Source organism: Paenibacillus alba (assembly GCF_013204855.1).
Taxonomy (GTDB): domain Bacteria; phylum Bacillota; class Bacilli; order Paenibacillales; family NBRC-103111; genus Paenibacillus_E; species Paenibacillus_E alba.
Genome location: NZ_JABMKZ010000036.1, coordinates 1 through 12,058, shown reverse-complemented (window position 1 = coordinate 12,058; position 12,058 = coordinate 1). Strand labels below are relative to the sequence as shown.

The following is a 12,058-nucleotide window of genomic DNA, read 5'->3' as shown; positions in this document are numbered from 1 at the left end:
AATTGAATCAGCGATTTTGAGAAGCGTGAGGGGGTCTGGACATGCATGTATTGATCGTAGATGATGAACCCGTCATTCGCAGAGGATTGATGAAGATGGCGGAATTGTATGCACCCGCGTTCTCCAAAATTCAGACGGCCGAGAATGGCGAGGCTGCGTTAGAGCGAATTCGGGCTTCAGAACCAGATCTTGTGTTGACGGATGTGCGCATGCCCAAAATGGACGGACTGGAACTATGCAGAATTATTTATGAGGAATTCCCTCATATTAAGACCGTTGTGATATCCGGCTACAGTGACTTTGAATATGCACAAAAAAGTGTGAATTATGGTGTTCGACATTATTTGTTGAAGCCGGTCACGAAATCCGATGTCCATGATATGCTGAATCAATTGATTAGAAAGCCAGCGCGCAGCTATATACCGCCATCTCGTTATATCGAGTGGATTGATCAGATGGAACAGCAAATATGGGCTTTGCAAATCGAAGAATTAACTAGCCTCATGGTTCGCTGGCGTGACTACTGCATGTCCGCGAATGTTTCGCTTGCCCAGTTGAAAGAACTATTGGATGATTGTAACGGTATTCTTGTAAAACGCTTTCAGTCACGCAGTTATTCGCCTGATTCCGTTCCTGCCCACTTGCAGGCAGATAGCGTGAAAGAAGCGCTTGATGCTTTCGAGAAAGGTCTTCACCATATGGTAAAAGGCTTGCTGGCCGTCCGAAGCGGCAATTTCAAGGATCCCATGGAAGAGGCCAAAGCGTTTATCGACAGCAAGCTGTCAGAAGAGATTACGCTGGACCAAGTCGCTGCGATGGTCGGATTAACGCCGACCTATTTCAGCGCACTATTTAAGAAAATAACGCATGAAACCTTTGTCCAGTATCGCATCAACAAGCGAATGACGAAAGCGAAAGAAATGCTGGCAATCCCGCATGTCCGAATCGTGGATGTAGCCGCAGATGTAGGATATGACGACTACCCTCATTTTACGAAAACCTTCAAGAAAATCGTTGGCGTTTCACCGTCTGAATATCGTGCTCGATTAGGTATTAAATGAAGATTCGAGGATTTACGAAGAAAATATTCGTTTATTTTATGATTGTTATTATTCTTTCATTGGGCAGCGTCGGCATTTTTTCCTATGTGATTACCTCCGGTGAGCTGGATGAAATGGTAGAGAACCAAATGAATCAAATCGTTGGAAACGCGGTTCACCATACGGATATATATTTGAAGGATTATGAGCGTTCTATCGTCTCGATTTTAACAAATAGGCAAGTGATGGAATTCATAGATTTGCCCTCTACTCGGGAAGCGTATGACTTCTATACGTATCGCAATACCATTCGCGAGACTAGCGTGGATCCTTTATTTATACGAAATCCGAAACTAGCTTCTGTCTATTTAATTAGCGATAAGCAAAATGCGGTGTACTATTATAATGGTGTAACGGAGCAATCCTTCAATGCGGAGGATATTCGCAAACAGAGGGACTATTTCCTGGCGAATACAACGGCTGATGGGCAATTAAGCATTCTAAATCATACGATTATTGCCGGGCAAGAGAATCAGATGTTAACCTTGGTTCGCCGCATTCGTGGATTCACCTCCCCTGAGCTGAGCGGCTTGCTCGCCATTGAAATGCGCTCTGCCGATTTATCTGCTTTATGGAAAGGGATAGATCTCGGGAAATACGGGTACCTATTTATCATTGATGACAAAGGCAACTATGTGTACCACCCTGATGGAGCAAAAGTTGGCACGACTGTACCCGCGGAGTTTGTCGACAAGCTGAAGCAAGCAGATTCTCGTTCATTTATTGATGCAAGTGAAGTCGATCAACGGATGTATGTAAGCCGCGACTCCGATTATTCAGGCTGGCAGCTTGTCGTTTCGATGCCGCTTCGCGAATTGCGCAAGCCGCTGTCCAATATCCGATCGACGACACTGGTCGTTGGGTTATTTACGTTAGTTTTGGCGATTTTGCTTGCCTATCGCTTCGGCACATCCATTGCCAAACCGATTCGAGTGCTTAAATCCGGCATGCGGGAAACGGAAAAGGGGAATTGGGCGACGATTCCACTCCCTCCCCACCGGGATGAAATTGTTGAGCTGATGGTGCGCTACAACTTAATGGTCAAGCGGCTATCTGAAGCCGTTGATCGCGTGGTGCAGGTCGAATTAAACAATTCGGAAATTCGCATGGAGCGCCAAAAGGCTGAATTTCAATCTCTTCAGTTGCAAATTAATCCTCATTTTATGTATAACACTTTGGAGACGATTGTTTGCTATGCCACGATTCAGGATTCGGAGGAGATTTCCGAAATCGTGAAGGCTTTAGCTTATATGCTGAGGTATTCTGTTCAGACGAATCTAGAAGAAATTACTGTAGCCAATGAGTTGAAACATGTTCTTTATTATCTGGTTGTACTTAAGCATCGAATAGGTCGAGAATTCGAGATCGATGTGGCGATTAAGCCTGAATATCTGCTTCATGTCATGGTACGCCTGACCCTGCAGCCGCTGATCGAAAATGTGTTTCAACACGCTTTCCCGGAGGGCTTGGAGGATTATCACTTCATTCGAATTGATGGAGGTATAAATGAAGGAATTTTTTGGATAAGTGTGGAGGATAATGGATCTGGCATGTCAGAGACGAAGCTGACACAGCTGCAAGAGAAATTGAATGCCAACCGATTGGCAGACGGTGAAATCGATGAGACAGGTATCAAAGGCGGGATCGGCGTTCTGAACGTCCACCGGAGGATCCAAATGGTCTATGGGGAGACTTATGGACTCCGAATAGAAAGCAAATTGGAAGTGGGCACCAAAATGATCATGATGATGCCCGCATCTGCTTAAATCCAATTCTCATAAAAATTTCGGGCAAGTTATGCTCCGTGAGTGCATAGGATTGTAGTACACAATTCACCATCACGAGCTGACCTATTAGTGAAGGGCAGCAGTGAAAGGAGGTACCCATGGACATATTCAAGAGAATTTCGGAGCATCGTACGGAGAAGGATTCATTGAGCTGGACCGGTACGTTCGCGGAGTACATAGAATTGCTTCGCAAAAATCCTGGACTTGCGAGAACAGCGCATTCAAGAGTCTATGATATGATTGCATCGCAAGGTATCAATGACCAATCTGGGCACAAATCCTACAGCTTTTTCAACCAAGAAATCTTCGGTTTGGATCGTGCTATTGAGAAGCTTGTGGAAGAATATTTCCATTCCGCAGCCCGTCGATTGGATGTTCGCAAGCGTATTTTGCTGCTAATGGGTCCTGTAAGCGGTGGGAAATCAACCATTGTGACCATGCTGAAGCGTGGGTTAGAGCAGTTTGCCAAAACAGATCTAGGGGCTGTCTATGCGATTAAAGGATGTCCAATGCATGAAGAACCGCTACATCTCATTCCGCTCGAGCTGCGTCCCGAAATTGAACGCGAGTTAGGCGTGAAGATTGAAGGCAGTTTATGTCCTTCCTGCCAAATGCGTTTAAAAACAGAGTACAATGGCTGCATTGAAGATGTCTTGATCGAACGAGTCTTTATTTCAGAAGAAGGACGTGTAGGGATTGGAACATTCAGCCCATCCGATCCGAAATCACAGGATATTGCCGACCTGACGGGCAGCATTGATTTCTCTACCATTACGGAATTTGGGTCCGAGTCCGACCCGCGCGCCTATCGCTTTGACGGTGAGCTGAATAAAGCGAATCGCGGTATCATGGAGTTTCAAGAGATGTTGAAATGCGATGAAAAGTTCCTCTGGAACTTGTTGTCACTCACGCAAGAGGGCAACTTCAAAGCAGGCAGGTTCGCTTTAATTAGCGCGGATGAGCTGATCATTGCTCATACCAACGAAACCGAGTATAAGTCATTTATTTCAAATAAGAAAAATGAGGCGCTGCAATCCCGGATGATCGTCATGCCAATTCCTTATAATTTACGGGTATCGGATGAAGAGAAAATCTATGCCAAACTGATCAGTCAAAGCGATATGTCGCACATTCATATTGCTCCGCACGCTTTAAGAGATGCGGCCATTTTCTCTATCCTTACACGGTTGAAAGAAACGAAGAAACAAGGCATGGATTTGGTCAAAAAAATGAGAATGTATGACGGAGAAGTCGTCGAAGGCTACAAAGAGGCAGATCTCAAAGAAATGCAAAATGAATTCCAGGAAGAAGGCATGAGCGGCATTGATCCGCGGTACGTCATCAACCGGATTTCGAGTGCATTGATCCGTCAAGATCTTCAGTGCATTAACGCATTAGATGTCCTGCGCGCACTCAAAGACGGGTTAGACCAACATCCATCGATTACCAAAGATGAGCGGGAGCGTTATTTGAACTTCATTTCTGTGGCGCGCAAAGAGTATGATGATATTGCAAAGAAAGAAGTGCAGAAAGCCTTCGTCTATTCCTTCGAGGAGTCAGCCAGAACGATTTTCGACAACTATCTCGATAATATTGAGGCTTACTGTAATTGGGGGAAAATCAAAGACCCGCTGACCGGTGAGGAAATGGATCCCGATGAGCGTCTGATGCGTTCGATTGAGGAGCAAATCGGAATTTCAGAAAATGCCAAAAAAGCATTCCGCGAAGAAATTCTGATCCGGATATCTTCGTATTCCCGCAAGGGGCGGAAATTTGACTACAGCAGCCACGAAAGACTGCGCGAAGCGATTGAGAAGAAGCTTTTTGCGGATTTGAAGGATATCGTGAAAATTACAACCTCCTCCAAAACACCGGATGAAAAGCAGTTGAAGAAAATTAATGATGTGACAAAGCAATTGATCGACGAGCACGGGTATTGCCCGGTATGTGCGAATGAATTACTGCGTTATGTGGGTAGCTTGCTGAATAGATAATGGCGCTAAGGACTTGAGAGGGACGCCTCTTAAGTCCTCTTTTGCATGAATTGAGCAATGCCTCGTCTGCACCAAATCTATCAATCTCTCATATCCTATACCATCAGCGAATAAGGAGGTGGAGTAGATTATGATAGGAAACTCGATGAAAAAAACAGCTTCCTTTCTCGCATTTCTAGTGAGTTTTCTAGCTTTAATCATGACATGGGAGATGAAGCTGCTGTCCAATATGGGGGGATTATTCGTAGCTGGCTTAAGCTTTGTTGTAGCCATTCTGATGTGGCTGGACGCCCATGATTCGTTGCAAGGAGTTGGCCAAAAGGATGCAAGACGAACAAAAGCCGATCAATGATCGGCCCGAGGACAACTCCCCCCAGAATAAATCCAAAGAATCTTCAAGATGGTCAGACATTCTAGGATTCGGCAAAATGATGGACAAACTTCCTCTATACAAACTATCAGCTCGCATGGCCTACTGCATGTTTTTTGATTTGGTTCTTCTCCTGTTCGTGCTAGTGCTCCGCGCATCTGGAACTCAGATGAATGATTTTCCGAACGCCTGGGATTTTCGCTTTATTGTGATCACCACGATTTTAGTTTTTTGGGTAGGTCTTAGTGATGTCTGGAAAGGGAAAAAATAGCAAGAAGTCTTGAAACAAGCCCATTTTCTCAAAACCATTCACCAACTAGGCACTCGCACACATACAGTGTACTAGGCAAATAACCTATACAAGAATGTGAGTGATTCCAACAATGACGAATGCAAATGAGCAAGAATTTCGTCCGCCAGTAGGCGGCTTTCACGGTGGAGGCATCGGACATGGCGGTTTTGGCGGCGGGCTAGGGCATGGCTTTCATGGTGGTCCGGGATTTGGTCCGGGGTTTGGCCATGGGCATGGAGCAGGATTTTTTCCTGGTTTCGGTGGCGTAGGTGTATTGCCGTGGGTTGCAGCTCCTTATGTGTATGATGCGACACTACCTTATTATTCTTATCCATACCCGTATCCGTACCCGTACCCGTACTATCCGCCATATCCGGGTTATCCTGGCATCTAGATCAATAGCATAGTGACACATAGAAACCGAGAAAATCTGCTGATGCAGAAAATTTCTCGGTATTTTCTATTTACTGCCTAAAATTAGCTGGAAAGTGTAAAAAAATTTATCAAATCTTTATCTAATCTTAATCTAAGTATAGGAATTGCCAGAAATTCATGCTACAATTTTAGGTAGATAGCGTTTACATTCTATGACATTTTGTTAACTTATCCCCCCTATTTTCCCTATATTAAGTAAAAAAATATCCAGGATTTAATGATTTATATATACATCTGGGAATTGTGATTAAAGTATTGTTGCTTCATATTCATAACTCAAGTAGGGGGAATGGCTTTGAGCAGTCGCCCATTAAGGATATTGCATCAAATTAGTCATATGAATCAGGATAGTGCACAAAGCTTTATTATGAAGGTATATCGGAATATGGATCGATCCAAGGTGCAATTCGATTTTGTCGTGCATACCCAGAATCCTTCCGATTTTGACGAAGAAATACGCGCATTGGGCGGACGGATCTTTCATCTTGGGAAACCCTATCACGCAGGCCGGTTCGGATACTTGTATGACTTGAAAACGATTATTCAACAAGAAGGACCTTTTCAAGCGATACATAGTCATAATGTGGATGCAAGTGGATTCACTTTATTGATCGCCAGATTTCTTGGCATTCCCATTCGCATTGCTCATAGTCACAGTTTAAGGGAAGCTACTTTTTCGGTTTCACCAAATAAGATGTCCCGTTGGTTTAAGAAGAATATGATTCGACGTCTGGCTACAAGTTGGGTTGGAAGCTCGCAGACGGCTAGCCAAGCACTATTTGGATTCCAATGGATGAACGATAAACGAGGTAAAATGCTGCGCAATGGCATTGATCTTAGTCTCTATACCAACCGAATAACAAAGTGTGTCTCGCTTCGTGAGCAGCTGAAGATTCCGCTGGATGAGCCGATTGTTGGTCATATTGGGCGTTTTAGTGCTGTGAAGAATCACCGATATCTGATTGAAATTTTTGAAGAGCTGCTGTACCGGCTCCCGAATGCGCGGCTGATTTTGATCGGTGATGGGGCTTTGCGTCCGCAAATTGAGGCGATTCTTGAGCAAAAGGGAATTCAGAACCGCGTCCATTTACTTGGCATACGGGAAGATATTGCAGAGCTTCTTCAGGAGATTGATGTGCTCGCGCTGCCCTCTTTTGAAGATGGGCTGCCGATGATTTTAATTGAAGCACAAGCGGCAGGTGTTCCATGTGTGGTTTCGGATGCTTTGCCTGATGAGGCTAATCTGAAGGCCGGTTTTTTCGCTTTCTTGAGTTTGGAGCAAGACGCAGCTATATGGGCCCAGTGGTTAATGAAGGCGATTCGCAGTGACAGGGTTTCAGATGAGATCAGGATTCGAGCGGTCCAACAAGCCGGATATGATATTAAAGAGGCTGCAACCGAGTTAGAGGACGTATATATGGCTCGAATTGGTTAGGTAAAGCTAAAGTTTAAGGCTCAGCTGCATACATAAAAAGAAGTGAAACCCTTCAGCTCCAGAGGAATCGTGGGGGTTGGAGGATTTTTTTTGATCTCTTTTTAAAACAAATAATCTATAGTAATCTTCTAGGAGGAATCATGTTGCAACAGCTCTTTAACGATATGATTAAGCAGGACGTAAAGCCGTTCCTTTCCAAGCGTGGCTTCGCAAAGAAGAGTTTGAATTTCAATAAGATAACAGAAAGCCTCATCTACATGTTCAATTTCCAAAAAGCCTCTGGCAATTCAGCGGACAATGTCATGTTCTATGTGAACTGCGGTATTTATGCAGCGGATTTGGCACAGATACAATCGAGAGAGATTCTGACAGCACCCCAAGAAGCGGAGTGTCACTTCAGAGCAAGAATTGGGCAAATTGTTGAGTCTGTTCCAGATCGATTTTCAATCACTCCTGATACGAATATGGATGATTTAAGAAAAACGCTGCTAAGTGGATTAGAAGAGGTTATTCATTTCTATGATACTATGACCAGTGCCAGATCCCTTGTTGATTATTACACTTCAGGTCCATTTTTACACTTGGGTGAAGAGAGCTTTCATTTGTTATTACAATCCAATGATGTAGCAGCGGCTAAACATTATTGGAAGGCTTTGCAGGAAAAGTACGGAACAGAAAAGCGATGGACCATATTCGAAAATGAATACAAGGCCATCTTCAATAAATACGGAGTGGAATTTGATAAGCTATAAGTCAGCATAGTGAACGTTAACCTAACGGAAACTATAGCACAACAAAAAAAGACTGCCGGCAGCAGCTATTTGAGCAGACTTGGTGTAGACAAATCGGAAACGGGAGAGATAAGGGATATTGAAAAAAAAATTTTCGGTTGGCAAGGCGGAGTGGTCAGATACAAGAGAAGAACAGTATAGAAAAGATAGCCTAGATATCGCTTTTGGATTTGGCGATACTATGAATACTAGAGATGGTAAAGTTTATATAATTAAAAACGATGTTGAGATAGAGATTTCGAAACCCGATAAAGTGAAAACCTTTTGGTTCGAGACATGGCAAAAGTTAAAAGATTTCTATGGAGTCTAACACGATTTAACTTAACGGGGAACGTTAGTGAAATAACCAGGGAGCAGATCGCCGCGACCGGCATCTGCTTCCTTTTTCTATTGAAGTAACGGGCAGATTAGCGTAATAAAATGTAAAAAATAAGCATTATATTTATGGTATTATTAGATGAATCCCCCTGATAAATGAGGTTGAAGATTGGTTAGCGAAGGATATAGAGAGCACTCTTTTGAAAAGAGTTGAGAATATGAGAATTAATGAGTTATGGCAATATTTTATAAGTAAACTTGCTGCTTCTGGACTTACTTTATTCAGTTTTTGCGCTATATTTTCGATAATTAACGGTTTGAATTTTTATAGTGTCTTTGGATTAATGAAGGAAGTCTCATTGTATAATATCCTTTATTTATACAGCATTCCTTGTTCGTTACTCATAGATCTAATCGTGAGGTTTATTCCTTCTAAAAAACGCTTATTTGAAATTCTCCTATATATGGCTTGTGGCTACGCCTACTTCCCGGGGCTTGCTTACATTCGTAGCGGATCTAGTTTATCTTCTGAAGAGTTGCTTTCTAGTTTCCTCTTTGCAGGAACCTTTGGTGCAATATTTGCTATGATTTTCTATACGGGGACAAGAATTGGAAGAGAAAAGTGGACTTTTCAATATCTCTTTGGTGTAGGTATTCCTCTGCTTTTGTTAATCTCTATGACTATCATTAACAATCTAAAATTAAATTGGGTTGAAACATACACTTCAACGACTTATGAAGCTACTTTTGACTTGTTTAATGGATCGAAGGAAGTACCAGTTAACGTTCGAAAAGGACAGACACTTATTTTTGAAATTAATTGGGATACTCGTGGTGGTTCATCAACGGGTCAGCATGTAATAAAGTCGAATGGAACTTACGCAGGTATGAAAGACACAATTGAACATAAGTCATCAGTTAATATTGATGAGGATGGAATATATAAAATTGTTGCAGTCGGTGACGGAGGCTTAAAGGGAGGATTTAAAGTGACATGGGAAATAATTGACTAAGAAGATAGCTAAGCTCTAACGGATAACGATACTTGAACGGCTGCTGCTGGCAGTCGTTATTACGTTAACGAACAGATCATTGCAATTTTAATGAGTATAACGGGGGGAATAGAAAGAACGGAGTGAGGACTTGGATAAAGATGTAATATGGGGAATTTTTGTTTCTGAAGATATTAAACGTTTTCCAAACTTCTTTCCGGTCGGTTTATATACAACTCGTGAAAAAGCAGTCGAAGTAATTCAAGGGTTACCAAAAGATGTAAATTATGATTTACTCAAGCTACCTTTGAACCTCAATTTTGCTTATTTTCATAAGAAAACCGGTAAGTTGGTAGGTATGAATGGTATTTACCACGAGCACTTTCATTTTAAGGGTGAATATGAAAGTGACTGACTGGGAACGACAGCTTCAATAAATAAGACACTGGAGTTGACTTTATGACTATTAGTAAAAAGGGAACAAGAAAGATTACTGTCGGGCAAGACTTGTACAGATGGGTAATCACTCCTTCAGCAAAGGGTATTCTCACCTTAACCGTTCAGCATAATGAAGTTAACGGCCAATTACTCAGTGTTAATATAGAATCAGACATTAATGAGTTCTGGGTGGAGTTTCCGCATGTTGAAACACTTAATAACAAAATTGTAATGCCTGCTGAAGTGGCCCTAATAATTCCTGAAGCAATTAATCGGGGATGGAAACCAAAGGAAAAGGGTGACTTATTAAGCTTCAAACTGACCGCGGGAAAGCTCGAAACGTTAACCTAACGGGGAACGATAGCTTAATAACGGCATCCGGTGGGAGTCCTCTAGCCGTTAAGGCCTTTCTATACAAGCAAAAATTAAATCGATTGCATGGAACATTATGTAAATATTCCTCGTCATATAAGCATATGAATGACAGGGGGTTCCGAAATGAAAGATAATTTTAGAAAAAGTAAACTTCTTGCGGCTGGTATACTGCTGGTACTGATTGTGACTGCGTGTGATAATCCTTCTGGAAATTCAATTTCAATGGAAAAACGACAAGTCGCGGCGGCCGGAGTTGATGTGCGTATCGTCAAAGCAAGCAACGAGTTCGGCATGCAGCTCCATCGGCAACTGGTCCAAACGGAGCAGAACAAGAAGAAAAACATATTCATTTCGCCGACCAGCATTTCTTTGGCGCTCGCCATGACTTACAACGGAAGCAAGGGGGAAACGCAAGTCTCATTGGCCAAGACGTTGGGCTGGCAAGGCATGTCCCTGGATGAAATGAATCGGGGCAACGAGACGCTTATCTCCCTTTTGCAGCAGCCGGGCAGCGACGTTCAAGTGCGTATTGCCAACTCGCTTTGGACACGTAAAGGAAAACCGTTTCACAGTGATTTCACGAAAACCAATCAAGCGTTTTACGACGCGAAAATAACTGAGCTCGATTTCAACAGTCCCAAAGCTCCTGGCACGATCAATGACTGGGTAAATAAGAATACCAATGGAAAAATTCCCAGGATGATCGAATCCATCGATCCTATGGAAGTTTTGATCCTGATGAATGCGGTCTATTTCAATGGCGGTTGGAAAAAGGAATTCCAACCTTCTGCAACGAAAGAAGAAAGCTTCAAACTGCAGGACGGTTCCACCAAGCAAGTGCAGATGATGACGCAGTCAGGCTCTTATGAATATTTGCAGGAAGAGGAATTTCAAGCAATCCGCTTACCTTACGGAGAGGGACAGATGGACATGCTGATCATTCTTCCGGATGAATCTTCTTCACTGGATGCTCTCCATGACAAGCTTTGGGCGGATCCCAACCGCTGGCACGAATCGTTCCAGTCGAACCGGGGTGAAATTAAGCTTCCCCATTTGAAGATCGAATACAGCGAAAAGTTGAAAGAACCGCTCAAGGCCATGGGTATGACGCTGCCCTTTGACGAAGTCCATGCAGATTTTTCCGGCATGGCCCCTGTTCCGCCCAATCTTTTCATCAGTGCGGTAACACACAAAACGTTCATCGAGGTCAATGAAAATGGAACGGAGGCAGCTGCGGTCACTTCGGTACAAATGGCAGGGGCTTCGGCACCAATCGATGAACCGTTCAAGGTGACGATAAACCGGCCGTTCTTCTTCGCAATTGAAGACCGCCAGACCGACGCATGGCTTTTTGTAGGATCCGTGGTCGAACCATAAACGCCCGTACTTAAACTGCAACGTGTTACTCCACATCAACTGAGGAAAGTGTCTGTTTTTGCTTGGTAGATAAGGTGTTTATTAAGCTAAAGTTCGTTAGCTGAATAAATGTAACAATAATGAAATCTTATTTTCATATAGCTTTAATGAATCAAGCCTATAATAAAACAGCCCCCCTTTAAAATATAAATAATTATGACCCACAGCCCGTTGCTGTGGGTCACTTTTTTTCATTGAACTACCATGAAAATTAGAAAGCTGGCAGTCGAAGAAAAAGACATCACTAAATAAGACGCGGCTCAGTCTCTTTTAAAAAAATTGCAGCGCATAGGATTTGCGTAATCCGTAGATCAG

Annotated in this window: 13 protein-coding genes; all 13 read left to right on the top strand. The window is 43.0% G+C overall.

What is annotated here, in order from left to right:
* The first annotated feature begins 41 nt into the window (after positions 1-41).
* The 13 genes from HQN90_RS30070 (at position 42) to HQN90_RS30010 (ending at position 11,704) form a co-directional block, all read left to right on the top strand.
* Positions 42-1,061 carry a response regulator transcription factor gene (locus HQN90_RS30070; protein WP_173226065.1) on the top strand — a complete coding sequence of 340 codons (1,020 nt, stop codon included), beginning with the start codon at positions 42-44 and terminating at the stop codon, positions 1,059-1,061.
* Positions 1,058-2,866, top strand: coding sequence for a cache domain-containing sensor histidine kinase (locus HQN90_RS30065; protein ID WP_173226063.1), 1,809 nt, complete (start codon positions 1,058-1,060; stop codon positions 2,864-2,866). The genes HQN90_RS30070 and HQN90_RS30065 overlap by 4 nt, the downstream gene beginning before the upstream one ends.
* Before the next feature lie 119 nt (positions 2,867-2,985).
* On the top strand, positions 2,986-4,881 hold the full coding sequence (locus tag HQN90_RS30060; protein WP_079409254.1) for a PrkA family serine protein kinase: 1,896 nt from the start codon (positions 2,986-2,988) through the stop codon (positions 4,879-4,881).
* Between the two features lie 130 nt (positions 4,882-5,011).
* On the top strand, positions 5,012-5,233 hold the full coding sequence (locus HQN90_RS30055) for a hypothetical protein (protein ID WP_173226061.1): 222 nt from the start codon (positions 5,012-5,014) through the stop codon (positions 5,231-5,233).
* On the top strand, positions 5,205-5,522 hold the full coding sequence (locus tag HQN90_RS30050; RefSeq protein ID WP_173226059.1) for a hypothetical protein: 318 nt from the start codon (positions 5,205-5,207) through the stop codon (positions 5,520-5,522). The genes HQN90_RS30055 and HQN90_RS30050 overlap by 29 nt, the downstream gene beginning before the upstream one ends.
* A gap of 112 nt (positions 5,523-5,634) precedes the next feature.
* The gene (locus HQN90_RS30045; RefSeq protein ID WP_173226057.1) at positions 5,635-5,937 is read left to right on the top strand and encodes a hypothetical protein; all 303 of its coding nucleotides are present in this window, start codon (positions 5,635-5,637) and stop codon (positions 5,935-5,937) included.
* Positions 5,938-6,273: 336 nt separating this feature from the next.
* Positions 6,274-7,413 carry a glycosyltransferase gene (locus HQN90_RS30040; protein ID WP_173226055.1) on the top strand — a complete coding sequence of 380 codons (1,140 nt, stop codon included), beginning with the start codon at positions 6,274-6,276 and terminating at the stop codon, positions 7,411-7,413.
* A gap of 140 nt (positions 7,414-7,553) precedes the next feature.
* Complete coding sequence (locus HQN90_RS30035; RefSeq protein WP_173226053.1) at positions 7,554-8,165, top strand: DUF4304 domain-containing protein; 612 nt, start codon at positions 7,554-7,556, stop codon at positions 8,163-8,165.
* A gap of 118 nt (positions 8,166-8,283) precedes the next feature.
* Positions 8,284-8,514 (top strand): hypothetical protein, encoded by a 231-nt coding sequence (locus HQN90_RS30030; protein WP_173226051.1) that lies wholly within the window; start codon positions 8,284-8,286, stop codon positions 8,512-8,514.
* Between the two features lie 226 nt (positions 8,515-8,740).
* Positions 8,741-9,535 carry a hypothetical protein gene (locus HQN90_RS30025; protein ID WP_173226049.1) on the top strand — a complete coding sequence of 265 codons (795 nt, stop codon included), beginning with the start codon at positions 8,741-8,743 and terminating at the stop codon, positions 9,533-9,535.
* Between the two features lie 130 nt (positions 9,536-9,665).
* Complete coding sequence (locus tag HQN90_RS30020) at positions 9,666-9,929, top strand: hypothetical protein (protein WP_173226047.1); 264 nt, start codon at positions 9,666-9,668, stop codon at positions 9,927-9,929.
* Positions 9,930-9,973: 44 nt separating this feature from the next.
* Positions 9,974-10,303 carry a hypothetical protein gene (locus HQN90_RS30015; protein ID WP_173226045.1) on the top strand — a complete coding sequence of 110 codons (330 nt, stop codon included), beginning with the start codon at positions 9,974-9,976 and terminating at the stop codon, positions 10,301-10,303.
* A 147-nt stretch (positions 10,304-10,450) separates the two neighbouring features.
* Positions 10,451-11,704: a serpin family protein gene (locus HQN90_RS30010; RefSeq protein ID WP_173226043.1), complete on the top strand. Its 1,254-nt coding sequence runs from the start codon at positions 10,451-10,453 to the stop codon at positions 11,702-11,704.
* The last annotated feature ends 354 nt before the right edge of the window (positions 11,705-12,058 follow it).